Here is a 25574-nt window from a genome sequence, read left to right as displayed (position 1 = left end):
GCGGATGAGCATGGCCATCGCGCCGCCGATCATGAAGAACGCGAACGCCGTGACCAGGTACATCACGCCGATCTTCTTCGGATCGGTCTCCCGGAACAGCTGCAGCAGGTACGAACCCTTGGCAGCCGGACGCGCCGGGTACGGTCGCGTGGCGATCGGCTTCGGGGCTACTGCCGTCACTCCATGCCTCCTGCGGTTCTGCAACCACGCCTCACCGTGATTCGGGAGCGATCGTAGCCGCCTCGATGTCGGCGAGCGCGCCTGGGCCGCGCGTTCGGGCTGGCAGGATCGCGGCATGTCGATCACCAACGAGGCGGCCGTCGCGGCGGCGGTCACCCGCTGGCCAGTGACATCGAGCTCGCCACGTACCTCCACGAACGGGGTCTGCCGGTGGTCCGGCCGTCGGTCGACCCGCCCGCCGGATCGCAGGACGTGGGCGGGATCACTGTCGCGTTGCGGCGTTATGAGCCGCATGACCCTTCCGAGCTGCCCGACCCGGCGAGCTGGTGGCCTCGGTGGAACGGATGCACGCCGCGATGCGGGAGTTCCCGGGCTCGCTGGGCGTGGCCGGGCCGCGCGGTGACCTGAGCCGGGTTCTGGCCGCTCTCGAGCGGGAGCGGCTCCTCGACCCCGGGGGCCGCGGCGGCTGCTGGCGGGCGGAGGGCGACCGGCTCGGCGCGCTCATGTCGGCGCTGCCCGCGCAGGCCTTGCACGGCGACGCGCACCCGGGCAACGTCCTGGTCACGCCGGCCGGGCTGGTGTGGAACGACTTCGAGTACGCCTGGCACGGGCCCGTGGCCTGGGACTACGCGTGCATGGCCGCCACCGGCCGGCCGGGCGCGTGGGCCGCGGCCGTCGAGGGCCGGATCGACCCGGCCGAACTGGCCGTGTGCCGGGACTTCCGCGAGCTGTTCGTGGCCGGCTGGTTCCAGCTGCTGGCGCACCGGTTCCCGCACCGCGCGGGCGAGGCGAGCGAGGTGCTGGCGTCCACGTTGCCGCCGACCTCATAGGTGATCTTCCCCGAAGTGAACATCGGCGTCGGCTGCGCACCCCAGTGCCCCGCCAGCCGGGTGCCGCGCAGCTACCCGCCGCCCTCGGCGAGCCGCATTCCGCCGACTCTGATCACGCGGTATCGTCTTCATCACAAAGGCCTTTCCTGTTGGGACGCGTTGGAGTCGCAAACCCAAGCAGGGTAAGGCCTTTGTCCTAACTCACACCGGATCTACCCACCCAACACGCTTAATGAAGGACTAGTAGGGCTGGCCCGGATATCCCGGCCGGCCGTTCTGCGGGTAGCCGGGCTGGGCCGGGTAACCGGGCTGGGGCTGGTAGTTGCCCTGCGGCGGGTAGCCGTTCTGCGGGAAACCGGGCTGAGCGTAGCCGGGTTGGGCCGGGTGGCCCGGCGCCGGCTGGCCGGGGTGGGCCGCGTAGCCGGGTTGGGGGCCCAGCAGGTCCGGGCGGTACATGCGCACCCACTGGCCCATCGGGCCGTGGGTCCAGTTCGGGTCGATGCCGCCGAGCGGGATGGCCACCTCCGGCCGCCCGTCCATCGGGTTCTTCGGCTGGGCGGCCAGGTTCTGGCGCATCCAGCCCGGCGCGTTCGGCGCCAGCACCCGCTCGCCCCAGCCGATCAGGCCCAGCGACCGCATCGAGCCGACGCTGACCTGCACGCCGTCCTCCGAGCCGAACTTGTCGGGCGCCGCCATCCGGGTGTCGACCCGGCCCATCCGGGTGATGTCCGGCCAGTTGAGCCGCACCCGGAAGCCCAGCGCGTCGCTCAGCTCGACCCCGTACTCGGAGAACCGCACGACCGTGCCCGACCTCATCCTGGCGAACTTCCGGTACAGCACACCGACCAGCGCCCCGGTGCCGACGACACCGACGGCGATCCCGACGAGCACGCCGCCGAAGATCGAGCCGAGCACCAGCATGATCGCGAAGAAGAACACCAGCACGAACACGAATGGCAGCACCATCCGGCCGAACCCGCCGGACGCCATGCGGAACTCACGGGGCAGCTGGTTGGGGTAGCTCACGCCGGGCAGGATGCCACGTCCTCACCCCGCCACGGACCGGTACGCCGCGATCGTCTCCCGGAGAACCTCCTCGCCGGGCCGGGCCCACAGCTCGGCGTTGAACACCTCGACCTCGATCGGGCCCGGATAGCCGGCGTCGGCGACCGCCTTCAGCAGCGGCGCGAAGTCCACGTGGCCCGTGCCGGGCAGCCCGCGCCCGACCAGGACGTCCGCCGGCAGCGGCACACACCAGTCGGCCAGCTGGAAGCACGCGATCCGCCCCTGGTCGCCCGCCGCGGCGATCAGCTCGAACACCCGCTCGTCCCACCACACGTGGTAGGTGTCCAGCGCGATCCCCACCGCGGCCCGCGGGAACGGGGCGGCCAGCGCGAGCGCCCCGGCGAGCGACGCGACCACGCTGCGGTCCGCGCAGAACATCGGGTGCATCGGCTCGATCGCCAGCCGCACGCCGGCGTCCATGGCGTACGGGGCCAGCGCCGCCAACCCGTCCGCCACCCGAGCGCGGGCGTCGGCGAGGGACCGGCCGAACAGCCCGCCGCACACCAGGACGACCACCGGCGCGCCCAGCTCGGCCGCCTCGTCGATGGCTCGGCGGTTGTCCTCGAGCCAGTCGTCCGCGCCGAAGAAGCCACCGCGGCACAGGGTGCTGACGGTCAGGCCCGCGTCCCGGACCAGCGCGGCCGACCGGGCGAGCCCGTACTCGGCGACCGGCTCGCGCCACAGCCCCACCGACCGGACCCCGGCCGCCGCGCAGCCGGCGATCACGTCGGGCAGCGGCCAGTACTTGGCGGTCGCCTGGTTGAAGGAGAACCGTTCGGGCGTCACTGGGTGACTCCGGCCACCGAGAGGTACGTCCGGGCGCGGGCCGCGGCCAGGTCGGGGTCGGGCAGCAGGCCCGCCTCGTCGGCGAGCACGAGCAGCCGCGCGAGGTGCGTGGCCGACCGGCCGGACTGCAGGCCGCCCACCATCGTGAAGTGGTCCTGATGCCCGGACAGCCACGCGAGGAACACGATCCCGGTCTTGTAGTACCGCGTCGGCGCGGCGAACAGGTGGCGGGCCAGCGGAACCGTCGGATCCAGCACGGCCCGGAACCCGGCGGTGTCGCCCGCGTCCAGCGCCCGCAGCGCCGGGCCGACCGCGGGCGCGATCGCGGCGAACACGCCGAGCAGCGCGTCGGAGTGGCCGTGCTCGTCGCCCTCGATGAGCGCCGGGTAGTTGAAGTCGTCACCGGTGTACATCCGCACCCCCGCCGGCAGCCGCCTGCGGAACGCGACCTCGAAGTCCGCGTCCAGCAACGACATCTTGATGCCGTCCACCGTGGCAGCGTGATCCTTCAGCAGCGTCAGCACGGTCTCCGCGGCCTCCTCGGCGGCCGAGGCGCCCCAGTAACCCTCCAGCGCCGGGTCGAACATCGGGCCGAGCCAGTGCAGCAGCACCGGGGAGTCCACTTCGGACAGCAGGGTCGAGTACACCGACAGGTAGTCCTCCGGCCCACGCGCGGCCGCGGCGAGCTGCCGGCTGCACATCAGCACCGGCACCGCACCGGCGGACACCACGTCGGCGAGCTGCTCGCGGTAGGCGTCGAGCACTTCCGGCAGCGTGGCCGGACCGGAGAGCTGGTCGGTCGCGACCCCGGCCACGATCCGGCCGCCGACCGAGCGCGCCTCCGCGGCACTGCGCCGCACCAGCTCCCGCACCGCGGGGTGGTCCAGCCCCATGCCGCGCTGCGCGGTGTCCATCGCCTCGGCCACTCCGAGGCCGTGCCGCCACAGGTGGTGCCGGAACGCCAGCGTCGCGTCCCAGTCCAACACCGCCGGCGCGCCGGGCACGTTGTCCGCCAACGGGTCCGCCACCACGTGCGCGGCCGCGTAGGCGACCCGCGAGCGCGCGGGCGGCGACCCGGCCGGCGAGCGCCCGCCACGCAGCTCGTAGCGGCGGCCACCGGGCAGCACGACACCGGGCATCAGGCCAGCTCCGGAATCTCGATCCGCCGCCCCTCGGCGGCGGCCCGCATCCCGAGCTCGGCCAGCTGCACGCCGCGCGCCGCGGCGGCGAAGTCCCACGGGAACGGCTCGTCCGAGGCCACGTGCCGCAGGAACGCCTCCCACTGCACCCGGAACCCGTTGTCGAACGGCTCGTTGTCCGGCACCGCCGCCCAGTCGCCGCGCTGGTCGACGTCCGGCGGCAGGTCCGGGTCCCACACCGGCTTCGGCGTCTGCCCGCGGGCCTGTGCCCGGCAGTGCCGCAGCCCCGCCACGGCGCTCCCGTGTGTACCGTCCACTTGGAACTGGACGAGCTCGTCGCGGTACACCCGGACCGTCCAGGACGAGTTGAACTGCGCGACCGTCCCGTCGTCGAGCTCGAAGATCGCGTACGCCGCGTCGTCGGCCGTGGCGGCGTACTCCTTGCCCTCCTCGTCCCAGCGGCGCGGGATGTGCGTGGTGATCGTGGCCTGTACCGCGCGCACCCGCCCGAACAGGTGCTCCAGCACGTAGTTCCAGTGCGGGAACATGTCCAGCGCCACGCCGCCGCCGTCCTCGCGGCGGTAGTTCCACGACGGTCGCTGCGCCGGCTGCCAGTCGCCCTCGAAGACCCAGTAGCCGAACTCGCAGCGCACCGACAGCACCCGGCCGAAGAACCCGCTGTCCACCAGCCGCTTCAGCTTGCGCAGCCCGGGCAGGAAGATCTTGTCCGCCACGACGCCGTTGCGCACCCCTGCCGCGGCCGCCGCGCGGGCCAGCGACAGCGCGCCCTCGACGTCCATGGCCAGCGGCTTCTCGGTGTAGATGTGCTTGCCCGCCTCGATCGCCGTCGAGATCGCCTTCTCCCGGCGCTGCGTGGTGAGCGCGTCGAAGTAGATCGACACGTCGTCGCGGGCGAGCGCGGCGTGCAGGTCCGTCGTCCAGTCCGAGAGCCCGTGGCGTTCGGCGATGTCGGCGAGCTTGCGCTCGTTGCGACCGACCAGCACCGGCTCCGGCCACAGCACCGTGCCGTCCCGCAGCGGCAGGCCGCCGTCGGCCCGGATCGCGAGCAGCGATCTGACCAGGTGCTGCCGATAGCCCATGCGCCCGGTCACGCCGTTGAGCACGATGCCGATCGACCGCCGACCGGTGCTGTTGGTCATTCCTGACTCCTCTTACCTAGTGGCTCTCGTGGGAGCCCAGCAGCTGGCGGATCTCGCGGGTGAGCGTCCCGAAGGTCGGGTCGGTCATCACCTGCGCGTAGTCCCGCTCCGCCGGCAGCTCGACCGGCAGCGTGCGCATCAGCCGGCCCGGGCGCGGGCTCATCACCTCCACCCGGGTGCCGAGGAACACGGCCTCGGCGATCGAGTGGGTGACGAGCAGGATCGTCGTGCCGGTCTCCCGCCAGATCCGGTTCAGCTCGGTGTTGAGCCCCTCGCGGGTGAGCGCGTCGAGCGCGCCGAACGGCTCGTCCATCAGCAGCACCGGCGGCGCGTGCAGCAGCGCCCGGCACAGCGCCACCCGCTGCTGCATGCCGCCGGACAGCTCGTGCGGCAGCGCCTTCTCGAAGCCGGTGAGCCCGGTCAGCTCGATCAGCGCGTCCGCCCTGGCCGACGCCTCCACCCGGTTCATGCCGCGCATCTCGGCCTGCAGCAGGATGTTCTTGCGTACCCCGCGCCATTCCAGCAGTGCCGCGCGCTGGAAGGCGAAGCCGATGTTCTGCTGCGGCGCGGTGACCGGCGTGCCGAGCAGGCTGACCGCACCGGAGGTCGGCCTGACCAGCCCGGCGATCACCTTGAGCAGCGTGGACTTCCCGCACCCGGACGGACCGACGATGCTGATGAACTCGCCGGTCTCGACCCGCATGGAGACGTCGTCGAGCGCGGTGGTGGCCGACCGCTTCGACCGGAACCGCACGGTCAGGTTCTCGACCTCGACCGCGGTGTCCGTCAGCGTGCCGGTCATCAGGACCCCGACCCGCCAGCGTGGCTGCCGTCCCAGTAGTCCGCCGGTTCGCCGGCGTCGGCGAGCTCCGCGTACTGCGCCATGAGGTCGATGGTGTCCGACCACTGCTCCTCGGTGTTCACACCCGGCTCGCCCGCGGTGTCGAGCTGCAGCAGCGGCTGCGCGAGCCCGAGCTGCTTGACCAGCACGTCCTCCGGCGGCTCGTTCTCGGCCAGGTCGGCCATCGCCTTGGCCGCGGCCGGGATGTCCTTGATCGCCTCGGCCCACGACTTCTGGGTGGCACGGACGAACCGGGACACCATGTCCTTGTTGTCCGCCAACGTCTTGTCGTTGACCACGATGCCGGTGCCGAGCATGTTCAGCCCGGAGTCGGCGTAGAGGAGGTAGTCGACCTCCTTGCCGGTGCGTGCCTCGATGGTCGGGCCCTGGTCGTGGAAGAAGCCCATGATCGCGTCGACCTGCCCCTCGGCGAGCTGCGCGATCTTGTTGGCCGCGTCCATGTTGACCACCTTCACGTCACCCTCGGCCATGCCGTTGGCCTTGAGCCACGCGGGGAACGTCGCGTACATCGCGTCACCGGGAGTGCCGCCGACGGTCTTGCCCTTGAGGTCCTGCGGCTTGGTGATGTTCTGGCCGGACAGGAACTCCAGCGACGCGGGCCCCTTCTGCAGGAACACGCCGACGCTCTTCACCGGCATGCCGCTGCTGATGCCCTTCAGCAACGGCGGCGTGTCCGCCCAGCCGAACGTCGTCTGGTTCTGCGCGACCTGCTTGATGACCGTGGCGGACCCGTTGCCCGGCTTGATCTCCAGGTCGATGCCCTCGTCCTCGTAGAACCCTTGCTGCACGCCGTAGTAGAACGGGGCGTGCTCGCCGTAGGGCACCCAGTTGAGGGTGAGCGTGACCTTGTCGCCGGCACCGCCGCCGCCCTCGGCGCCGTCGTCGTCGTCGCTGCTTCCCGGCGCGCACGCCCCGAGGAGGAGCGTCGCGGCCGCGAGACCGGTGAACAGGCGTTTCGCGTTCATGAGTTGCCCTCTTTCATGAGGTGGTCAGCGGGGTGGCGGAGCGGCGGCTGGCGTGCCACGGGATCAGCAGCGCCTCGGCCACCTCGACCACCACGAACAGCAGGATGCCGATGAGTGACATGAGGATCAGCGCGGCGAACAGCAGGGCGGAGTCGAGGTTTCCGTTGGCCAGCAACAGGATGTAGCCGAGTCCCTCGCTGGCCCCGACGAACTCGCCGACCACCGCACCGACCACGGCGAGCGTCACCGCCACCTTCTCGCCGGCCATCAGGTGCGGCAGCGCGTTGGGGAACCGGATCTTGCGGAAGGTCTGCCAGCGGCTCGCGCCCATGGTCGCCGACAGCTCGAGCAGCTCCGGGTCGGTCGAGCGCAGGCCGGCGACGCCGGAGATGACCACGGGGAAGAACGCGATCAGCACCGCCAGGATGATCTTCGGCGCGAGCCCGTTGCCGAACCACACCACGAGCAGCGGCGCGATCGCGATCTTGGGGATCACCTGGGCGAACAGGACGATCGGGTACAGCGCCTTGTCCATCGTCCTGGAGTACGCGATCAGCACGGCGGTGCCCAGGCCGAGCACGCTGGCGAGCGCGAAGCCGATGACCGTCTCGTACAGCGTCACGTACGAGTGGTGCATCAGCGACGACCACTCGCCGAAGATCTTGTCCCACACCTGGCCCGGCGTGGGTACGAGGTAGTTGGGGACCCACGCCCGGTCGGCCGCGAGCCACCAGAAGAAGAACACGACGCCCAGCAGGATCGCCGGGCGCCACAACGCCTCGAGGAGCTGCAGGAACCGCGCGCCGATGTCGGGCCGGCGCACCGGCCGGGCCGGCGCGGGGGCGCCGGGCTCCGGTCCGGTGGCCGGTCGCGTCTCGTTCGAGGTCACCATGCTTGACACCCTAGGGACATGGCCTAGGTCCCCACCTTCTCCACGACGATCGCGTTCACCCGCCAGTACTCCGCGACATCGATGCTGAACGTCAGGTCGACGGTGCGACCAGCCGCTCCTCCGTCCACTGTGAACTGGTCCCAGCCCCACTGGTTGACGCCCACCTCGACGCCACCGTCGACGACGCGTGCACCGTCGGCGGTGACCACGATGGGCTGCGCGGTGTACTGCGAGTCCCCACGCAGAATCGACACCGTGTGCTCGCCGGCCGGTATCCGCAGCCGCAGCGTGGCCGGCGACACCGAGGTCACCATGTCACCGAGCAGCCCGTCCGGCGCGACGCGGTCCCGGGACTGGAGGGCGGTGTTGTCCGTCCAGCCGAACCCGGTCTCCGCCGAGTACGCGGTCGCGGGTTCGAGCCGCTGGTAGCCGTCCTGCAGCGGGCTGGTCGCGGTGCCGGCGTCGAGCGAGTACACCGTCCGTTCCGTCGAGGGCATCAGGTAGGTCCGGACGGTGGGCCTCCCCGCGATCGCGACGCCGCGCGCGGTGGCGTGTGCGGAGATGTCGGCCTCGAGCAGCGGGCCGGTGACCGCGCCCCGCGCCGGTGGGTTGAACGGCACCTTCACCAGGGCCGTCTTGCCCTTGCCCACGTCGACCTTCTCCGTCCCGCTGGTCCACCCCGGCGGGACGGTCAGCCCGACGGTGGCCACCATGGGCCTGTCCGACCGGTTGGTGATCTCGACCGTCGCCTTGCCACGCTCGCCGGCCGCTGTGGGGGTCGGCACCGCCAGGCCGGTGACCTCGACCGGCGCGACGAACTCCAGCCAGTCGATGTTGAACAGGTCCGCGGTCGAGTCCGGGTTGCTGGCCACCAGGAACAGCTCGTGGCTCACCCCCGGGTCGGTGACGTTCGCGGTGACCTCGGTCCACGTCTGCCAGCCCCCCGTCACCGGCACCTCGACGCTGCCGAGCAGCGGGCCGTCCGGCGCACCCTGGTGGACCTCGATCGTGCCGCCCGCGCCGGCGCTCGCCACCCGGAACCGGATGGCCGGCACGCCCTTGAGGTTGACCGGCTCGTAGCTCACCCAGTCGCCGTGGGAGACCTCGCCGACGAGCGCGGCGCCGCCGCCCTCGCTGTTCGCCGCGACCTTGACGCCCTGGGAGTGGGTGAAGTGGTCGGCCTCCTTGTGCCGCGGCTGCAGGATCGCCGAGTCGCCGCCCTCGAGCTGCGCGACGCCGTTGCCGCCCCGGTCGGTGTACTTCGAGTCGACGATGTAGAAGATGTTGTCGTTCGGCGTGTGGCCGTCGTCGATGATCGTCTCGATCTCACCGGTGCAGCCGTGGTAGGTCTCCAGCGGGTGGCCGTGCTGCGCGTGGCCGAGCGCGGGCTGGGTCACCACGTCCTGGCAGTCGATCGTGCCGTCGTCGGTGGACCCGTCCTCGGGGTCGGTCACCCCCAGCTCGAAGGGCACCGGCACGCCCCAGTCGAAGATCTGCCCGTCCAGCGGCGTCTTCAGGGTGAGCGTCGGCGCCGTGTTGCCAACGGTGATCGGCAGGTTGTCCACAGTGGAGCGTCCGGTCGAGTCGGTGACGGTCAGCCGGGCGAGGTAGTCGCCGTTCTCGAGGTAGCTGTGGCTCGCGTTCGCCTCGATGGAGTCGGTGCTGCCGTCGCCGTCGAAGTCCCAGGCGAAGGTGATCTCCTGGCCCTCGTCGGGGTCGGCCGAGCCGGCGCTGGAGAACTCGACGGCCAGCGGTGCCTGCCCGGAGGTGGGCGTCGCGGTGGCCTCGGCGAGCGGCGAGCGCTCCCCCGGCCGGACATAGTTGATCTTGTACACGCCCGAGTCGAAGTTGGGGTCGCCCCGGCCGGAGCCGCCGTAGTTGCTGCCCCACTCGATCACGTACAGCGAGCCGTCCTGGCCGAACTCGAGGTCGATCGGCCGCAGGAACTGCTCGTGCGGTAGGAACCTGTTGATGGAGCTCGCGTTGCCGTTCTCGTCGACCTTCACCTCGAACAGCGCGTTGCGGGTCCACTCCGCGATGAACACGGTGTTGTCGTAGTAGCTCGGGAGCTTGGTCTCCGACCCGAGGTTCTCGTCGAAGTGGTAGGTCGGGCCGCCGATCGCCAGCCGCCCACCGGAGCCCAGCTCCGGCCATTCCGCGGACGTGCTGTAGGGGTAGGGCAGCCACGCCGGCTGCACCGGCGGCAGCTTCGACAGGCCGGTGTTGTTCGGCGAGTCGTTGGTCGGGCCGCCCGCGCAGTCGAACGCCGCACCCGACGTCCCGGTGGCGAAGTCGTAGTCCACATAGGCCCTGTTGGCGCCGATGCAGTAGGGCCAGCCGAAGTTTCCGGCGGTCTTGGCAAGGTTGAACTCGTCGTAGCCCATCGGTCCCCGGCTCGGGTTGTCCGCCTGCGCGTCCGGGCCGACCTCGCCCCAGTAGAGCCAGTCGGTGGCCGGGTCGACGTGGATGCGGTAGGGGTTGCGCAGGCCCATCACGTAGATCTCCGGGCGGGTCTTCTCGGTGCCCGGCGCGAACAGGTTGCCATCGGGGACCATGTAGGTGCCGTCGGCCTCCGGGTGGATGCGCAGGATCTTGCCGCGCAGGTCGTTGGTGTTGCCAGCGGAGCGCTGCGCGTCATTGAACTCGAACCCGGGCCGCTCGTCGATCGGGGCGAACCCGCTGCAGCACGGCACGGAGTTGTCCCCGGTCGCGACATAGAGGTTGCCCTTGCTGTCGAAGGCCATGCCGCCGCCCTCGTGGGCGTTGACCGCGCGCTGCGACTCGAACTCGATCAGCACCTTCTCGCCGGCCAGGTCGATGCTGTTGGTGGCCTCGTCGAAGGTGACCCGGGAGATCCGGTTCACCGGCTTGTCCTTCGGCGAGTAGTAGAGGTAGATGAAGTGGTTGGTGTCGAACGCCGGGTCGAGGGTCATGCCGTGCATGCCGTGGGTGTGCTCGACCAGCACGTCGAACATGGCGATCTGGCGGCTGTAGCGGGCCTCGGGGTCGTACATCTTCACCGCGCCGCCGCGCTGGATGAAGAACACCCGGCCGCGGCTGTCGACGTCCATGTCCAGCGGGTCGTCGGTGTTGCCGTCCAGCTGGATCTTCTCCCAGCGCTCGTCCTGGGTCGGCCCGCAGTCGCCCGGCGCCACGCCGGCCGCCCACTCGATGCCGCCGAGCAGGTGGGCGCGGAACAGCGGCTCGCTGTAGGCGGCGGCTGCGTGGCCGAGACCGGTGTACCAGGAGCGACCGCCGTCGAAGTCGTGGCACCAGGAGATCGGGTGGTCGGCGCCCATGGTGTGGCCGGTGTAGCTGCGGGTGTCGAAGCTCGCGAGGACGTGCACGTCACCGCGCGGGTTGGCGACGAAGTCGTAGGGCTCCTCGGTGCGTTCCCAGACCTGCGGGAGGTCCTTGGTCGAGGGGTGCACGCGGTCGTCGACCTGGATGGACACCGGCTGGACCGCGGGGTGCACCTTGAAGAAGGCGCCCATCAGCTCGCCGTACCAGGACCAGTCGTACTCGGTGCCGCTGGCGGAGTGGATTCCGGTGTAGCCGCCGCCCGCCTGGATGTAGCGCTCGAACGCGGCCCGCTGGTCGGCGTCGAGGATCGCGCCGTTGCGGCTGTTGGTGTTGTTGAAGATCACCGCGTCGAACGGCGCCAGCCCCTCGTCGGTGAACAGGGTCGAGTCGTCGGAGACGGTGACGTCGAAGTCGTTCTGCTCGCCCAGCTCGGTGATCGCCTGCTGCCCGGCCGGGATCGAGTCGTGGTAGAAGCCGTTGACCTTGGAGAAGACCAGGACGGAGAACCGTGCCTGGGCGGATGCGATCGGGGTGGTCACGAAGGTACCGATGACCAGGGCCAACACGAACGCGATGACATAAGACCGGTTGCGCACAACGTCCTCCAGCCGGGGGCCACTCTGCCAGGCAAGCGCTTTCCCAGCAGCGTAGGCGGACTCGGGGACCTGGGCAAGGGCTTTCCTGTAAGTCCCCGATCGCACAGCGTGATGATCCGCCTTCGCCCGATCCGTGCAACATTGTCCAATTCCGTGCAACGGCGCCACCCGGCTCAGGGACTGGCGACCATCGGTGCAGGAACGACGAAGTCCACCCCTTGCTGGCCGTCGACGTGACCGACGACCCGGCGACGGCGCGCGCCGTGTGGGCGAACCTGCGGCGGTTGGCCGACTCCGGCGCCGACCCGAGCTGGCGGGAGATGGCCCGCGAGGTCGTCGAGGGCCGGCTCACCACCCGGCAGCTCATGTCCTACGGCGCCTACCAGGAGGCGATGGTCGGCCGGTTCGAGGAGCTGGCCGAGAAGTGGCGCGACATGCCCGACGCGGAACGGGCCGAGCTCGTGGCCCCCGACCCGGACGACGAGCCGGATCCCGTCGGACCGCTGGTCGAGGCCGCCGAGGCCGACGTGATCCAGGAGCTCGCGCGGCCGGGCGGGATGTCCGTCGCGGACGCGACCGCGCTCATGACCGAGATCCGGCGCGACGCTCGCTGACCGCCACCGAGGGGAGAAGCCATGGGGTTCGACATCAAGATCGGCAACCTGCGCGAGTACGCCCTGCTCATGAACGAGCTGGGGTCGGACATGCGTGGTTTCGACCCGCATCAGCGGCCGGCCGACGCCGCCGACGTGCTCGAGGCGTTCCTGCGGCTTGCTCGGCGTGCCGGGCGCGCGATGCGTTACCGCGACCGGCTCGCCGGCCGGCGCGGGCTCGTGCTGCTGGACAACGGCGCCGACCTCGACCAGGTCCGGCCATTGCAGCCCGGCGACCCGGGCTGCCTCGTGCTGGTCACCACCCGGCGCACCCTCGCCGAGCTGGACGGCGCCGGGCACCTGCCGCTGCTGCTCGCGCCGGCCGCGCGCCGGCTGCGGGCGCGCCCCACCTGGGAGCTCGCCGACATGGCCGGCCGGCTCGCCGAGCACGACCGGGACGACTGCGCGGCGGTGGGCAGCTTCGCCCTGTCCTACGACAGCCTGTCCCCGGCCACGCGCCGGGTGTTCCGGCTGCTCGGCTCGCACCCGGGCACGGACTTCACGCCGATGTCCGCCGCCGCGCTCGCCGACCTGCCGGCCGACGAGGCCGCCGCGGCGCTGGAGACGCTGCTCGACGAGCATCTCCTGCGGCAGCAGACCGCGGGCCGGTACCGGTTCCACGACTTCCTGCGCCGCTACGCCCGCGAGATGCCCGACGACGAGCGAGGGTGCGCACTGCGGCGGTGCCTGACCTGGCTGCCGCACTCGGCCGACAACGCGGTGCAGACCCTGGAACGCCACCGCAGGCGCACGTTCCCGCTGTCCACACCGGACTGCCGGGTCCCGGCGGCCCGGTTCGACGGCTACCCGGACGCGCTCGCCTGGTGCGAGGCCGAGCGCGCCACCCTGGTCGCGGCGGTGCACGCCGCGGCGGCGGCCGGGCTCACCGCACTGGCCTGGCAGCTGCCCGCGGTGCTGCTGCGGTACTTCTACCTGCGCAGCCATTGGGCGGACTGGTTGGACTGGTTGGACACGCACCGGGTGGCGCTGGCCGCGGTGCGCGAGTCCGCCGACCGGCGCGGCGAGGCGACCATCCTCAACGGACTCGGCGTGGCGTACGGGGACCTGCGCATGCCGGCGAGGCCGGCGAGTACCGCACCGCCGCGGCGGCGTTGTTCGGCGAGCTCGGCGACGCGTACGGCGAGGCGTGGAGCCTCAACAACGTCGGTGTCACCAACATCAACCACGGCGACCCGGCCGCGGCCGTCGACCACCTCCGCCGGGCCCTGGCGCTCTTCCTGCGCAGCGGCGACGTGCAGGGCGAGGCCATCTGCCTGAACAACCTCGGCGACGGCCACCGGTTGCTCCACGAGCCCGACGCCGCGATCGACCGGCTGCGGCAGGCACTCGCGCTGCAACGGGACGCCGACCGGGCGGGGCTGCGCTACACCCTGGGCACACTCGGCGACCTGCACCGCGACACCGCCCGGCACGAGGAGGCGGTCGGCTACTACGAGCAGGCCCTCACCCTGCACACCACGGTGGGCGACCGGCGCGGCGGGGGCCGGGTCCGGCACAGTCTCGGTAGGACACTGGCCGCGCTCGGTCGTGAGGCCGGCGCGGCCGAGCAGCTGCGCCGGGCGCACGAGATCCTCGCCTCACTCGGCGATCCGGAGGCGCCGGAGTTGCTGGAGCCGGGTCACGGGCCGGGGTCGTAGGTGTTGAGCAGCCCGCACATGCCGAGGCGGCCCTGCTCGGACGGCGTCGGCAGCGCGGTGACGCGGGCCGAGGCGAGATGGGTGGCGTCGCCGCGGGCCAGCGCGTCGAGCTGGACACCGGTGGTCTGCGCGGCGCGGAAGGCGCCGTCCTCCCAGCGGTTGCGCCAGTGGTCGAGCAGCGTGCGCTTGAGCGCGGCGGCCGTGGCGTGGAACTCGGCCAGCGCGCCCGCTCCGTCCCGCTCGACGGCGCCGCGCAGCGTCCGGAAGCCCTCGATGGCGAGGTCGCGGCGGCGGTAGGCGGTGGTGACGTCGGTGCCGGGCGCGCCGCCGTTGGGGAGGGCGGCCTCGATGGCGTACCGGTCGGGGTCGGCGAGGATCTCGTGCGGGAAGGTGAGGACGGCGTCGCCCGCCTCCGGGAGGCCCGAGTTGCTCATGACGACGACGATCTCGAGGTCGCCGTTGTTGATCAGCCGGTGCACGGTGCCGGGGGTGAACCAGACGACGGTGCCGGGCGCCAGCCCGTACTCGGCGAAGCCCTGTCCGGACAGCGTCTGGACGGCACCGGTTCCCTTGATGACGACGTAGGCCTCGCTGCAGCAGAGGTGGATGTGCGGTGTGCCGCCGTGGAGGCCGTCGGGAGTGACCGTGTCGTAGACGCAGAGTCGCGAGACCCCGACTCCACCCGGTAGTGGATCACGCATCGGTACCCCTCGGCGTGGCGACCTTGTTTTGCGGGGCGATCTCAGTGGACACTTGCCGCGAGTAGGCGGGCATGACGCCTCCAGGCACGAGGAAAGGGCTTTCCTTGTAGTCTGACGCTAGGCCCGTGGGAGCCGGGCGTCAATCGGCTGGAGGTGGCATGGCAACGCTCGCCGATGTCGCGCGCCGGGCGGGGGTCTCGGCGGCGACCGTGTCACGGATCGTGAACGGCAGTCCCAAGATCGTGTCCGAGGAGCTGCGCGAGCGGGTGCTGCGGGCCGTGCAGGAGCTGCAGTACGTGCCGAACGCGCACGCGCAACTGCTGGCCCGGTCGCACCGGACGACGGTCGGCGTGATCGTGCACGACGTGTCGGACCCGTACTTCGCGGAGATCACCCGGGGCTTGCAGCGGGTGGCTTCCGAGCAGGGCCGGCTGGTGATCATCTGCAACTCGTACCGGGACCCCGACCGGGAGCTGGAGTACGTCGAGCTGCTCCGCGCCCACCAGGTCGAGGCGATCATCCTGGCCGGCTCGGGCTACCACGACCCGGCGTTCACGAAGTCCCTGAACGCGAAGCTGTCGGCCTACATGGCCACGGGTGGCCGGGTCTCGGTGGTGGGCCGGCACAAGCTGGCCGGCGACGCGGTGATGCCGGCCAACGAGCAGGGCGGCTACCTGATCGGCGACGCCGTCTTCGCCGCGGGCCACCGCCACGTGGGCGTGGTGGCGGCCCCCAAACAGCTCACGACGACGACCGACCGCCTGGCCGGCCTCCGCCGCGCGGCGCGCGACCACCGCCGGACGCTGCCCGCGCGCCGGATCGAGTACGCGTCCTTCGACCGCGACGGCGGCGCCGAGGCCACCGTGGCGCTGCTGGACGCGGAGCCGCGCCTGACCGCGATAGTCGCATTGAACGACTCGATGGCGATCGGTGCGCTGTCGGTACTGCGCTCCCGCGGCCTGTCCGTACCGGACGACGTGTCGGTGGTGGGCTTCGACGACATGCCCATCGCCCAGGACGTGACCCCGGCCCTGACGACCGTGCGGCTGCCCCTGGTGGAGATCGGCTCGCGAGCGATCACGTTGGCGCTGGAGGCCCAGCACCCGAACCCGAGGGTCGAGGAGGTGGGCGCCACCCTCGTCCACCGAGAGTCCCTGGCCCCACCCCGCGACACCTGACCCACCACCCCGGCCCCGAACCCCGCGAGTCCAACACCCAGAACCCGTGAGTCCAACACCCAGAACCCGTGAGTCCAACACTCAAGACCCGCGAGTCCAACACTCGGGACGGCGTCAAGGGGACTCGCGCGCTGCGAACGTTGGACTCGCGGGTCATTCCCCGCGCGGCGTGACTCAGATCGGCAGGGGCCGGATGTGCACGGTCTCCTCGCTGAGGACCACCACGGCGCCGGCCTCAAGGTCCGTCGAGACCTCGAAGAGGTTCGCGAGAATCACCGGCGCCGACTGCATACCGTAGTCGCGGACGTGGGTTGCATCGTGACCGGCTTGCCGAGAAGTAGCGCAACCTGAGGCGACAAGTTGTTGTCGATCAGGAACTTCACGTCATGCAGTGTGCCGCAACGGCAGTTCGCGCTCTCGCACGGCCTCGGCCGCGTAGCGAAGCGCCTCGGTGATGTCCTCGGGGTGAGATCGGCGATGATCTCGCCGGCACTGGCCGGCTCCGTAGAGCGGGTCAGGCGGGGAGGACGGCGTACTGGCGTAGGCAGAGGTCCGGGTACGTGACCGGGCCGCGGGGGCCGGGGACCTTGTCGATGTTGATGCCGGTTTCCGGGACACCCAGGAGCTTGAAGCCGTCCAGCAGGCGGGTCGGGGCGTTCCAGAACACGCCCGTGCCCGCGTACGCCGCCATGAACTCGTCGGCTGTCTCCGACGACTCGGTGACGATGCAGGCAGCCAGGCCCGAAGTCTCCTCATTGGACACTCGGGCGGCGTCGGCCGCGTCGGCGACCGGGAGGATCGTCACGGTCGCCTCGCGGTCGGCGTCCAGCGCCCACTCGTAGCCGACCGCGTGGTCGTGCGGGGGCAGCGACGGCGTGACGTCCAGTGTGGACAGAGCCCCCTGGATCACCGGCAGCGCGGTGGCGTAGATGTCCTCGTGCACGAGCAGCAGGTTCAGCCGGTTGCACACGCCGAGCCGGTCCAGGCTGCGCCTGATCAGGTCGATGCCCAGGTCGAGGTCCGCGGCCACGTCCAGGTACAGCACGCCACCGCCGTCCGCGTGGGCCAGCGTGCGGACGCCGTGCTGCGCGGCCAACTGCCCGAGCGAGCGGGTCGAGTCACCACTCCCCCGCAGGATCACCAGCGGCACCAGGTCGGGCAGCTGCACGAGAGCACCCGCCGCGGCGCGGTCGGCGCTCGGCACCAGCTGGACGGCGGCCGGGTCGAGGTCCACATCGGACAGTGCGGGGGCGATGACCGACCGCAGCAGCGTGGTGGCCGAGCCCAGTGCGGCGGAGCCCGTGCGCAGGACGCCCGCGTTGCGCGACTTGATCAGCTGGGACGCCACGTCGACCGTGACGTTGGGGCGGGCCTCGTAGTTGGCACCGATCACGCCGACCGGCCGGCGGCGCTCCACCAGCCGCAGGCCACCGGGCAGCTCGCCCAGCTCGACCGAGCGGGTGGGGTGCGGCGCGGCGGCCAGCAGGTGCAGTGCCTCGGCCATCGCCGTGAGCCGCTCGTCGGTGATGCGCAGCCGGTCGAGCAGGCCGGCGCTCATGCCGGCCGCCTGGGCCGCCTCGATGTCGGCGGCGTTGGCCTCCAGAACGAGAGCGCGGGCGCCGGACAGCCGGGTGGCCATGGCCGCCAGCGCACCGTCGATGGCCTCGTCGGAGGCCTTCGCCAGAGAGGGCGCGGCCGCCCGCGCGGCCGTGGCGCAGGCGGCCACCGCCGAAGCGACCGTGGTTGGTGAGACGTCCAGCACCGACATGGGCACCAGTCTGCCTCACGCCACGAGCCACCCGACCGCGAGCACCAGGCAACCCAGGTCGATCATCAGGAACGCCGCCACCCAGAACGCGCCCGGTGCCCCGGTGAGGTGGGCGAGCTGGTCGGCGTCGGAGTCGCGGGCCCGGCCGCGCCGGCGCTTGCTCTGCAGCTCGCCCACCGAGCGGATGCCGCCGAGCAGCAGGAACCATGTGACCAGGTGCGCGAAGGGGGCCTGCACCTCCACCGGCGCCCATTGCGACACGGCGAACAGCAACGCCCCGGTCACGAGCACCGAGAACACCCCGTACGCGTTGCGGACCACCAGCAGCACGCCGAGCAGCAGCAGCGCGCACCCGACCATCAGCTCGGTCACCCGGCCGGCGGCGAGCAGCGCGGCGAACCCGAGGCCGAGCAGCGACGGCGACACGTAGCCGGCGAGCCCGGTGAAGACCATGCCGGGCCCGTACGGCTTGCCCTTGGTGAGCGTGAGCCCGGACGTGTCGGAGTGCAGCCGGATGCCCGCGAGCCGCCGGCCGGCGAGCAACGCCACGAGCGCGTGGCCGGCCTCGTGCACGATCGTGATCACGTTGCGGGCCGGCCGCCACAACCACGAGACCAGCACGACGACGAGCGCGACCCCCGCGGTGACCAGCACCATCCACTCCGGCTGGTCCTCCAGACCGACGAGCAGGTCACGCCACATCGGCACAGTTGATCACATCGCGGGTCTGATCGGTGTTACCTCCCGGCCAGCGCGACTTCCGGGCGCCAGGAGAACGGCCGGGACAGCGACCTGAGGAACAGCGACCTCGGCAGGGCGCGCAGAACCGCGTTGCGCGCCACCCGCACCGGCGCCGGCCGCAGGTGCGACAGCGTGCCGCTCATCAGCGAGCGCTTCCACAGCTGCTGCGTGCGCGGCCGGCGCACCTCGTCGTACCGGCGCAGCGCCACCGCGAGGTCCGGCTCCGCATCCAGCAGGACCGCGAGTGTCGCCGCGTCCTCCAGCGCCTGGCAGCCACCCTGGCCGAGGTTGGGCGTCATCGCGTGCGCGGCGTCGCCCACCAGGGCCACCGGGCCGGACACGTACGCCGGCAGCAGCGGAAGGTAGTAGATGTCGTTGCGCAGCACCTGCTCCGGCCGCGCCGCGGCGAGCACGGTCGGGACCGGCTCGCACCAGTCGCGGAACCGGCGGCGCAGCTCCGCCAGCTCGCCGTCGGGGCTGGCGCCGCCGGGCGGCACGGTGGCCGTGGCGTAGCAGTACACCCGGTCGTCGGGCATCGGGAACATGCCGAACACGCCGCCGGGCCCCCAGGTCTCGGCCCATGCCTTCGCTCCCGCCCCGGCGAGCGCCGCCGGCCGCGACAGCACGATCCGCCACGCGGTGTGCCGCGAGTAGCGCGGCGGCGCGGCATCGGGCCAGAACGCGCCGCGCACCGCGCTGCGCACCCCGTCCGCGCCCACCACCAGGTCGGCGGTCAGCTCGCCCCCGTCGTAGGAGACCACCGCCCGCCGGCCGTCGTGCCGGACCCCTCGAACCCGGGCGCCGGCCATCCGGCTCTCCGCCGGCACCTGGTCGAGCAGCACGGTCAGCAGCTCCGACCGGTGCGCGACGACGGCCCCGGCCGGGTACTTCGTGGCATCGACCGTGTCGTCCATCCGCACGATCCACCGGCCCCGCCAGTCGCGCAGTCCCCCGGCCACGCCGATCCGCCCCTCGCCGAGCTGGTCGGTCACCCCGACCGCCTCGAGCGCCCGGAAGGCGTTGGGCCATAACGAGATTCCGGCACCCACCTCGGTGAACGCGGCGGCCTGCTCGAGCACCTTCACCGACCAGGCGCGCCGGACCAGCCCGGCCGCCGTGCTCAGGCCGCCGATTCCCCCACCGACGACCACCGCGGTTCGCTCTGCCATCTCCGCCTCCTCTACAGCTGTAGTGAACTCTACATCCGTAGAGTGTGCTCGTGGCAAGCGACCGACGCACTCTCATCGCGGATGCGACCATCGTCACGATCGCCCGCGAGGGCATGCGTGGCCTGACCCATCGCGCGGTCGACCGGACGACCGGGCTGCCGGAGGGGTCGACGTCGTACTACTTCCGCACCAGGGAGTCGCTGCTCTTCGCCGCCCTCGCGCGGATGGCCGAGCTCGACACCGCCGACATCGGCGACCTGCCGAACCTGGGTGGGCTGGCGGACCTGGACGAGCTGACCACGTTGGTCACCGCGGTGGTCCAGCGGTGGCTGACCGTCGGGCGCGAGCGCACGCTCGCCCGCTACGAGCTGACCCTGGAGGCGACGAGGCGACCCGAGCTGCACGCGAAGATGGTCGAGTACGGCTCGGGGTTCCGGGTGATGGCCGAGCTGATGCTGACCGCGGCCGGGGCGAGCGAGCCGCGGCGGCGCGGGCACGCGCTCGTCGCGTACCTGGACGGGCTCATGTACCACCAGCTCGCCGGGGTCGGCGCGGGCGACCTCAGCGACGCGGACCTGTGGGCGGCGTGCCGGGACATGCTGGCCATGGCGCTGCAGCGGTGACCGGCCGTAGCGTCTCGGGCGTGGAACACATCAGCTACGCGGTCGACGACCGGATCGCCACGATCACCCTGAACCGGCCGCAGGCCCGCAACGGCTACACCGTGCGGATGGCCGACGAGCTGGCCGAGGCCTTCGACCGCGCCGACCGGGACGACACCGTGCGGGTGGTCGTGCTGACCGGGGCCGGCAAGGACTTCTGCGTCGGTGCGGACCTGTCCGGCGGCGGCCTGGACGTCGCCGCGTCCGGGGCGGAGTCGTGGGACGAGCCGGCGGGGCGCTGCTCGATGCGGATCTTCGCGATGAACAAGCCGGTGATCGCCGCGCTGCGCGGCGCTGCGGTGGGCGCCGGCTCGACGATCATCCTGCCGGCGGACTATCGGCTGGCGTCGACGGACTCGCGGTTCGGGTTCGTGTTCTCCCGGCGCGGGCTCTACCCCGAGGGCGCGTCGACGTGGTTCCTGCCGCGGCTGGTGGGGCTCGGGCGCGCGATGGACTGGATGGTGAGCGGCCGGGTGTTCGACGCGGAGGAGGCGCTGGCCGCGGGCATGGTCCACGCGCTGCACGATCCGGAGGAGGTCCTCGACCGGGCGTACGAGCTGGCCCGCGAGCTGATCGTCAAGACCGCGCCGGTGTCGGTGGCGGTGATCCGGCAGATGCTGTTCAGGATGGCCGCGCTGGACTCGCCGTTTCCTGTGCAACGCCTGGACTCCCGGCTCATCGCCGGCTGCACGACCAGCCCGGACGCGGTCGAGGGCGTCATGTCCTTCCTGCAACGCCGCGACCCGAACTGGACCGGGACGATCGCGAAGGACCTCCCCGCCTACCTCCCCTGGCGAGCCCACTGACCCCGCGAGTCCAACCCCCAGAACCCGCGAGTCCAACACTCGCGACCTCCGAGTCCAACACTCGCGCACGTTCCGAACGTTGGACTCGCGGGTCCGGAACGTTGGACTCGCGGTCAGAGCTCCAGGATCTCGTCGGTCGGGGCCTTGTCGAAGAGGGTGTCGATCTCGGTGGCGTACTTCTCGGCGATCGGCTTGCGGCGCAGCTTCATCGTCGGGGTGAGCTCGTCGCCGCCCGGTTCCCATGTGGACGGTAGGAGGCGGACGCGCTTGAGCTGCTCCACCCTGGCGAGCTTCTGGTTGCCCGCCTTCACCCCGGCGAGCACGGCCGCGCGGATCTCCGGGTGCGCCACCAGCTCGGAGGGCGAGCTCGACGCGATGCCGTGCGTCTTGGCGAAGCCGGCCGCCGCGTCCGGGTCCAGCACCGCCAGCGCCGCGACGTAGGGCCGGTCGTCGCCGATCGCCACCACCTGGCCGATGAGCGAGGTGGCCGCCTTGATCGCGTTCTCGATGTTGGACGGCGACATGTTCTTGCCGGCCGCGCTGATGATCAGCTCCTTCTTGCGGTCGACGATCGTCACGTAGCCGTCGTCGTCGATCTCGGCGATGTCACCCGTGTGCAGCCAGCCGTCGGCGTCGACGGCGGCCGCGGTCTTCGCCGGGTCGTTGCGGTAGCCACGCATCAGCGCCGCTCCACGGGTGAGCAGCTCGCCGTCCTCGGCCAGCGTGATCTCCATGCCCTGCACCACGCGCCCGACCGACCCGAGCTTCGTGTGACCCGGCGTGTTCGCGGTGGTCGCGCCGCCGGTCTCGGACATCCCCCACACCTCGTAGATCCGGATCCCGAGGCCCCAGAAGAACTCCAGGATGTCCGGCGAGATCGCGGACGCGCCCGACGCCGGTCCGCGGCAGTCGTCGAGGCCCAGCCTCGTGCGCAGCTTGGACAGCACCAGCTTGTCCGCCAGCCGGTGCTCGAACGCCAGGGTGGCCGGCAGGGTTCGGCCGGACAGCTCGGCCCGCGCCGCGCGGACGCCGGTCCTGACCGCCCACTCGGCGATGCGCTTCTTGGCCCCCGTCTCGGCGGCGAGGCCCACGTCGATCGCGGCCTTGAACTTCTGCCACACCCGAGGCACGGCGAAGAACGACTGCGGCCGGGTGTCCGGCAGTGCCTCGGCCAGCTTGGTCAGGTCCGCCACGCAGGTCACCTGGAGGCCGAACAGGATCGCGAAGTACTGCCCCGTCACCCGGTCGGCGATGTGCGCGGCCGGCAGGTAGGACAGCACCCGGTCGCCCGGCGAGACGTCGAACAGCACCCGCACGGCGTCGGTCTCGGCGATGACGTTGCCGTGGGTGAGCTCCACGCCCTTCGGCGGACCGGTGGTGCCGGAGGTGTAGATGATCGTGGCGAGGTCGCTCGCCTCGACCGCGCGCCAGGCGGCGTCGAAGTCGAAGTCCGGGTCGCCGCGGGACTCCAGGTCCTCCAGGGTCATCGCGCCCTCGGCCGGGCCGTCGGCGCACACGATGTGCTCGACCGAGCCGGAGACCTCCCGGATGCGCGGCAGGAACCGCTCGTCGCAGAACACGACCTTGTTGCCCGCGTTGCCGAACAGGTACTCGATCTGCTCGGCCGCGGACGTGTTGTAGATCGAGAACGGCGTCGCGCCGAGGTGCAGCGCGGCCGCGTCGGCGAGGTGGAACTCGGGCCGGTTGGAGAGCATCAGGCCGACCGTGTCACCCCGGCCGACCCCGAGCGCGGCGAGGCCCGCGGCGAGCTTGCGGACCCGCTGGTCCCACTCCCGCCAGGTGATGCGCACCCCGTCGCCGGGCGTCCGGAGCACCACGGCATCCGGCGTCTTCGCGACGAAGTCCTGGAACGACGCGCACAGGGTGGCGTGCGTCGACGTGGCCGGCTTCTGCTGGTTCATATGCACGCTCCGCTGCGGCGGGAAAGGCACCCGGTTGATCACGCGATCGTATGTGCCACGGCCGTGCCCAGTCCACGGTGAACAGGGCGTTTACGACATTTGGACGTTACCCGGGTTGTTGACAGGTGGTCAACAAATGTCGCGCCTTCGGTGCGGAGCGTTACGCGGCCCTGTCGGGGCGGGCCAGGCGGCGGACGCCGTTGTCGAGGTAGATCAGCGGCTCGTGCGGGCCGGTGCGGGCGCGGACCACCTCGCCGAGCAGCAACACGTGGTCGCCGGCCGGGACCGCGCCCGCCGGTCGGCACTCCAGGCGCAGCGCGACGTCCGACAGCAGCGGCACGTCCTCGAAGCCGCACTCGACGGCGATCCCGTCGAAGTCGTCGGCGGAACCGTCGGCGAACCGGGACGCGAGGGTCTCCTGGCCGGCCCGCAGCACGTGCACGGCGAACGCGTCCACTGCGGTGAACACCGGGCGGCACCGCGCGTCGCGGTCCAGGCACACCGACACCATCGGCGGGCGGTCGGACACGTGGCTGACCCCGTGCGCGGTGAAGCCCCACCACCAGCCGTCGCGGTCGGCCGTGGTGACCACGGCCAGGCCGGTCGGCCAGTGGGCCATCGCGTCGCGGACCGAGCACGGGTAGACGGTGGCCGTGGTGATCATGACGCCACCGCCTCACCGGCGAGCACCGTGTGTCCTGTTCGGACACCCGCATCGTCGGGCACGCACAGGTGGGTGGCGCCCACCAGCCCGGCCTCGCGGATCGCCGCGGCCGGGGACGGGTTGCCGTACAGGACCTGGGTCGCGCCGCCGACGATGCCGGCGGCGAGGTGGGTCGGGTCGTAGGACGGCGTCGCGTTGAGCACGACCGACCCCGCTCGCAGCCCGTCGGCGACCGCGACGGCCGCGGCGCGAGCCTTCAGCTCGTGGTGGGTCAGGTGTGCGCCGTGCACGAGGGTCGCGACCTCGTTCTCGTCCCGGTCCCGGGGCTCGACCAGCAGGCCGCCCCGGATGGCGAGCTCGGCGCAGGTCAGCTGGCCGGCCTCGGCCGGCGCGTCGAGCAGCAACACCTGCTCCAGCGTGGTCCGGCCGGCGAGCACGGGCCGGACCCGCTCGTACATCGCGCGGCTGAGCACCGCGGCGCGGGCGCCGGTGCGGTCGAGCATCGAGGCGAAGGTCTCGGCCGGCATCCGGGGGTTGGCCGGCGCGACCACGTTCCCGCTGCGCAGCACGGCATAGAACGCGGTCGGGAAGTCCAGACCCGGCGTGGCGGACACGACGACCGGCAGGCCGTCGCCGCCCATGAGCTGGCGGAGGCCGAACCCGAGCCGGGAGATGTCCCGGTCGAGCTCGGCGAAGCTGACCGTCCGGTTCCCGGCGCGCAACGCGGCGCGGTGCGGGTGGGCGGTGGCCGCCAGCCGGGGCAGCACGTCGGCGGAGCCGACGGGCAGATCGGCGTGCGGCGCGGGTCGTAACCTGCGTAACGGGGTAGTCATTTCGACGACACACCTTCCGCGTTGTCGTCCACGTTCACCTTGTCCGGCAACGGGAGCCAGACCTCGTCCAGCTCCGCCGCCTTGCGGACCGCTGCCAGCATCGCGGTGCTCGTGGCCTTGATGGTCTCCTCGAGGCGCTGCGCCTGCACCGGATCGTCGCCGGCCACCCGGTAGTAGTGGTCGAGCGCGACCAGGGACCCGTCGCCCTTGGGCAGCACCATCCACAGGCCGCCGAGCGAGGCGAGCGGGCCCTCGGAGCGCTCCCGCCGGAACCGCACCTGCCGCCGCTTCGGGTTGACCTCGCGCGAGGACACCCAGCTGCGCAGCCGGCCGTCGGTCCTGGCCCAGAAGCGAACCCGCTCACCGGTGCCGTCGAACCCGATGTGCTCGACGGAGAGCACCGGGTCGAACAGCCGTGGCCAGCGGTCGACGTTCGCGATGAGCTGGTACACCCGCTTCGGCGGAGCGGCCACCTTGATGGTGTGCCGCGCGGTCCGGATTCTCAGCTCCGCCATGTTCGTCGCCCCCATTCGGTCGGTGAGCGCCTTCCTGTGAGTTTGCTCACCGCCACTGGAGGAGAGGTCGAGCAACGGTGGACACCTGATCCACACGGGACTCGACCAGGTGGGTTGGAGCAGGGCTCGACCGAGATTCGAGGCGGCCTTCCCATGCTGGAGGTTCCCCGCCATCGTGCGCGCCGCGCGCCGAGCGGAAGGAGTGCAGCATGTCGCCCCAAGGATTCCACGCGGTGCCGCGCCGGCACTCGCCGTCGCTGCTGGTGGTCGACGCGACCGTGCCGGGCCGGCGGACGCCGCGGTTCCTCACCTTGATCGTGCGCGCCTACCGGGAATGGGGTCAGTCCCGTACCGACGAGCCGCGACAGTACACAGTGGACGTTCCGCTCAGCTGACCGTCCAGGTGTCGTTGCCGTTGAGTAGTGTTTGTAGGTTGGGTGGGTTGGTGTGGGTGGCGGTGGTGGTTTGGTGGCGGGTTTGGTCGTCGTAGGTGGGTCGGTTGGTGTTGCGGTAGATGCCGGTGACG

The 25574-nt window shown here is 71.7% G+C and carries 24 protein-coding genes and 1 pseudogene; 8 read left to right on the top strand and 17 right to left on the bottom strand.

The window, feature by feature from the left end:
* Nucleotides 1–375: pseudogene (locus tag GEV28_RS29335) on the bottom strand (hypothetical protein); the annotation flags it as partial.
* 140 nt (nt 376–515) lie between these two features.
* Between GEV28_RS29335 and GEV28_RS29330 the strand changes: the two are divergent.
* Nucleotides 516–1010 carry a phosphotransferase family protein gene (locus GEV28_RS29330; RefSeq protein WP_367115214.1) on the top strand — a complete coding sequence of 165 codons (495 nt, stop codon included), beginning with the start codon at nt 516–518 and terminating at the stop codon, nt 1008–1010.
* Nucleotides 1011–1250: 240 nt separating this feature from the next.
* On the opposite strand, the gene GEV28_RS29325 is transcribed toward GEV28_RS29330, so the two are convergent.
* From GEV28_RS29325 to GEV28_RS29290, 8 genes are read right to left on the bottom strand one after another with little or no spacing between them, the layout of a single operon-like run.
* Entirely contained in the window at nt 1251–2036 is a 786-nt protein-coding gene (locus tag GEV28_RS29325; RefSeq protein ID WP_291415691.1) for a hypothetical protein, read from the bottom strand.
* Nucleotides 2037–2057: 21 nt separating this feature from the next.
* Nucleotides 2058–2861 carry a sugar phosphate isomerase/epimerase gene (locus GEV28_RS29320; RefSeq protein ID WP_291415690.1) on the bottom strand — a complete coding sequence of 268 codons (804 nt, stop codon included), beginning with the start codon at nt 2859–2861 and terminating at the stop codon, nt 2058–2060.
* The gene (locus tag GEV28_RS29315; RefSeq protein WP_291415689.1) at nt 2858–4000 is read right to left on the bottom strand and encodes a dihydrodipicolinate synthase family protein; all 1143 of its coding nucleotides are present in this window, start codon (nt 3998–4000) and stop codon (nt 2858–2860) included. The genes GEV28_RS29320 and GEV28_RS29315 overlap by 4 nt, the downstream gene beginning before the upstream one ends.
* Nucleotides 4000–5160 carry a Gfo/Idh/MocA family oxidoreductase gene (locus GEV28_RS29310; protein WP_291415688.1) on the bottom strand — a complete coding sequence of 387 codons (1161 nt, stop codon included), beginning with the start codon at nt 5158–5160 and terminating at the stop codon, nt 4000–4002. The genes GEV28_RS29315 and GEV28_RS29310 overlap by 1 nt, the downstream gene beginning before the upstream one ends.
* A gap of 16 nt (nt 5161–5176) precedes the next feature.
* A complete protein-coding gene (locus tag GEV28_RS29305) occupies nt 5177–5962 on the bottom strand; it encodes an ABC transporter ATP-binding protein (RefSeq protein ID WP_291415687.1) in 786 nt (261 codons plus the stop codon).
* Nucleotides 5962–6987, bottom strand: coding sequence for an ABC transporter substrate-binding protein (locus tag GEV28_RS29300; protein WP_291415686.1), 1026 nt, complete (start codon nt 6985–6987; stop codon nt 5962–5964). Before GEV28_RS29300 ends, GEV28_RS29305 begins: the two co-directional genes overlap by 1 nt.
* A 13-nt stretch (nt 6988–7000) precedes the next feature.
* Nucleotides 7001–7879: an ABC transporter permease gene (locus GEV28_RS29295; RefSeq protein ID WP_291415685.1), complete on the bottom strand. Its 879-nt coding sequence runs from the start codon at nt 7877–7879 to the stop codon at nt 7001–7003.
* 23 nt (nt 7880–7902) lie between these two features.
* Nucleotides 7903–11778, bottom strand: a complete 3876-nt coding sequence (locus GEV28_RS29290) for a ThuA domain-containing protein (RefSeq protein ID WP_291415684.1) — start codon at nt 11776–11778, stop codon at nt 7903–7905.
* A gap of 218 nt (nt 11779–11996) precedes the next feature.
* Here GEV28_RS29290 and GEV28_RS29285 point away from each other — a divergent pair, with 218 nt between their 5' ends.
* From GEV28_RS29285 to GEV28_RS29275, 3 genes are read left to right on the top strand one after another with little or no spacing between them, the layout of a single operon-like run.
* Nucleotides 11997–12392, top strand: a complete 396-nt coding sequence (locus tag GEV28_RS29285) for a hypothetical protein (protein WP_291415683.1) — start codon at nt 11997–11999, stop codon at nt 12390–12392.
* Between the two features lie 21 nt (nt 12393–12413).
* Nucleotides 12414–13709 carry a hypothetical protein gene (locus tag GEV28_RS29280; protein ID WP_291415682.1) on the top strand — a complete coding sequence of 432 codons (1296 nt, stop codon included), beginning with the start codon at nt 12414–12416 and terminating at the stop codon, nt 13707–13709.
* Nucleotides 13610–14089 carry a tetratricopeptide repeat protein gene (locus GEV28_RS29275; RefSeq protein WP_291415694.1) on the top strand — a complete coding sequence of 160 codons (480 nt, stop codon included), beginning with the start codon at nt 13610–13612 and terminating at the stop codon, nt 14087–14089. The genes GEV28_RS29280 and GEV28_RS29275 overlap by 100 nt, the downstream gene beginning before the upstream one ends.
* Here GEV28_RS29275 and GEV28_RS29270 read toward each other — a convergent pair.
* Complete coding sequence (locus GEV28_RS29270) at nt 14071–14790, bottom strand: cupin domain-containing protein (protein WP_291415681.1); 720 nt, start codon at nt 14788–14790, stop codon at nt 14071–14073. The genes GEV28_RS29275 and GEV28_RS29270 overlap by 19 nt on opposite strands.
* Before the next feature lie 158 nt (nt 14791–14948).
* Between GEV28_RS29270 and GEV28_RS29265 the strand changes: the two genes are divergently transcribed.
* Nucleotides 14949–15968, top strand: a complete 1020-nt coding sequence (locus GEV28_RS29265; protein WP_291415680.1) for a LacI family DNA-binding transcriptional regulator — start codon at nt 14949–14951, stop codon at nt 15966–15968.
* Nucleotides 15969–16482: 514 nt separating this feature from the next.
* On the opposite strand, the gene GEV28_RS29260 is transcribed toward GEV28_RS29265, so the two are convergent.
* The 3 genes from GEV28_RS29260 to GEV28_RS29250 are packed head-to-tail and all read right to left on the bottom strand — an operon-like array spanning nt 16483 to nt 19646.
* Nucleotides 16483–17736 carry an aldehyde dehydrogenase family protein gene (locus GEV28_RS29260; protein WP_291415679.1) on the bottom strand — a complete coding sequence of 418 codons (1254 nt, stop codon included), beginning with the start codon at nt 17734–17736 and terminating at the stop codon, nt 16483–16485.
* Nucleotides 17737–17751: 15 nt separating this feature from the next.
* Nucleotides 17752–18438 (bottom strand): M50 family metallopeptidase, encoded by a 687-nt coding sequence (locus GEV28_RS29255; RefSeq protein ID WP_291415693.1) that lies wholly within the window; start codon nt 18436–18438, stop codon nt 17752–17754.
* A gap of 35 nt (nt 18439–18473) precedes the next feature.
* Nucleotides 18474–19646: an FAD-dependent monooxygenase gene (locus tag GEV28_RS29250; protein WP_291415678.1), complete on the bottom strand. Its 1173-nt coding sequence runs from the start codon at nt 19644–19646 to the stop codon at nt 18474–18476.
* 50 nt (nt 19647–19696) lie between these two features.
* Here GEV28_RS29250 and GEV28_RS29245 point away from each other — a divergent pair, with 50 nt between their 5' ends.
* Both GEV28_RS29245 and GEV28_RS29240 read left to right on the top strand, forming a co-directional pair.
* Entirely contained in the window at nt 19697–20269 is a 573-nt protein-coding gene (locus GEV28_RS29245) for a TetR/AcrR family transcriptional regulator (RefSeq protein ID WP_291415677.1), read from the top strand.
* 20 nt (nt 20270–20289) lie between these two features.
* Nucleotides 20290–21114, top strand: a complete 825-nt coding sequence (locus GEV28_RS29240; protein WP_291415676.1) for an enoyl-CoA hydratase-related protein — start codon at nt 20290–20292, stop codon at nt 21112–21114.
* Nucleotides 21115–21227: 113 nt separating this feature from the next.
* Here GEV28_RS29240 and GEV28_RS29235 read toward each other — a convergent pair whose 3' ends face one another.
* The 4 genes from GEV28_RS29235 to GEV28_RS29220 all read right to left on the bottom strand — a co-directional run bounded on the left by GEV28_RS29235 (nt 21228) and on the right by GEV28_RS29220 (nt 25048).
* Nucleotides 21228–23036 carry a long-chain fatty acid--CoA ligase gene (locus GEV28_RS29235; protein WP_291415675.1) on the bottom strand — a complete coding sequence of 603 codons (1809 nt, stop codon included), beginning with the start codon at nt 23034–23036 and terminating at the stop codon, nt 21228–21230.
* A gap of 160 nt (nt 23037–23196) precedes the next feature.
* Nucleotides 23197–23700: a flavin reductase family protein gene (locus GEV28_RS29230; protein WP_291415674.1), complete on the bottom strand. Its 504-nt coding sequence runs from the start codon at nt 23698–23700 to the stop codon at nt 23197–23199.
* A complete protein-coding gene (locus GEV28_RS29225) occupies nt 23697–24533 on the bottom strand; it encodes a class I adenylate-forming enzyme family protein (protein WP_291415673.1) in 837 nt (278 codons plus the stop codon). The genes GEV28_RS29230 and GEV28_RS29225 overlap by 4 nt, the downstream gene beginning before the upstream one ends.
* A complete protein-coding gene (locus GEV28_RS29220; protein WP_291415672.1) occupies nt 24530–25048 on the bottom strand; it encodes an aromatase/cyclase in 519 nt (172 codons plus the stop codon). Before GEV28_RS29220 ends, GEV28_RS29225 begins: the two co-directional genes overlap by 4 nt.
* A 209-nt stretch (nt 25049–25257) precedes the next feature.
* Between GEV28_RS29220 and GEV28_RS29215 the strand changes: the two genes are divergently transcribed.
* Nucleotides 25258–25443, top strand: coding sequence for a hypothetical protein (locus GEV28_RS29215; RefSeq protein ID WP_291415671.1), 186 nt, complete (start codon nt 25258–25260; stop codon nt 25441–25443).
* Nucleotides 25444–25574: the final 131 nt, after the last annotated feature.

Origin of the sequence: Actinophytocola sp., assembly GCF_009379765.1 — a bacterium.
GTDB lineage: Bacteria > Actinomycetota > Actinomycetes > Mycobacteriales > Pseudonocardiaceae > Actinophytocola.
This window is presented reverse-complemented; position numbering and strand designations above follow the sequence as displayed.

Coding starts and splice junctions, on each gene's coding strand:
- GEV28_RS29255 (WP_291415693.1), bottom strand. CDS start 18,438: ATGTGGCGTGACCTGCTCGTCGGTCTGGAGGACCAGCCGGAGTGGATG.
- GEV28_RS29265 (WP_291415680.1), top strand. CDS start 14,949: ATGGCAACGCTCGCCGATGTCGCGCGCCGGGCGGGGGTCTCGGCGGCG.
- GEV28_RS29315 (WP_291415689.1), bottom strand. CDS start 4,000: ATGCCCGGTGTCGTGCTGCCCGGTGGCCGCCGCTACGAGCTGCGTGGC.
- GEV28_RS29260 (WP_291415679.1), bottom strand. CDS start 17,736: ATGTCGGTGCTGGACGTCTCACCAACCACGGTCGCTTCGGCGGTGGCC.
- GEV28_RS29215 (WP_291415671.1), top strand. CDS start 25,258: ATGTCGCCCCAAGGATTCCACGCGGTGCCGCGCCGGCACTCGCCGTCG.
- GEV28_RS29295 (WP_291415685.1), bottom strand. CDS start 7,879: ATGGTGACCTCGAACGAGACGCGACCGGCCACCGGACCGGAGCCCGGC.
- GEV28_RS29270 (WP_291415681.1), bottom strand. CDS start 14,790: ATGCGTGATCCACTACCGGGTGGAGTCGGGGTCTCGCGACTCTGCGTC.
- GEV28_RS29220 (WP_291415672.1), bottom strand. CDS start 25,048: ATGGCGGAGCTGAGAATCCGGACCGCGCGGCACACCATCAAGGTGGCC.
- GEV28_RS29300 (WP_291415686.1), bottom strand. CDS start 6,987: ATGAACGCGAAACGCCTGTTCACCGGTCTCGCGGCCGCGACGCTCCTC.
- GEV28_RS29225 (WP_291415673.1), bottom strand. CDS start 24,533: ATGACTACCCCGTTACGCAGGTTACGACCCGCGCCGCACGCCGATCTG.
- GEV28_RS29280 (WP_291415682.1), top strand. CDS start 12,414: ATGGGGTTCGACATCAAGATCGGCAACCTGCGCGAGTACGCCCTGCTC.
- GEV28_RS29250 (WP_291415678.1), bottom strand. CDS start 19,646: ATGGCAGAGCGAACCGCGGTGGTCGTCGGTGGGGGAATCGGCGGCCTG.
- GEV28_RS29230 (WP_291415674.1), bottom strand. CDS start 23,700: ATGATCACCACGGCCACCGTCTACCCGTGCTCGGTCCGCGACGCGATG.
- GEV28_RS29235 (WP_291415675.1), bottom strand. CDS start 23,036: ATGAACCAGCAGAAGCCGGCCACGTCGACGCACGCCACCCTGTGCGCG.
- GEV28_RS29305 (WP_291415687.1), bottom strand. CDS start 5,962: ATGACCGGCACGCTGACGGACACCGCGGTCGAGGTCGAGAACCTGACC.
- GEV28_RS29310 (WP_291415688.1), bottom strand. CDS start 5,160: ATGACCAACAGCACCGGTCGGCGGTCGATCGGCATCGTGCTCAACGGC.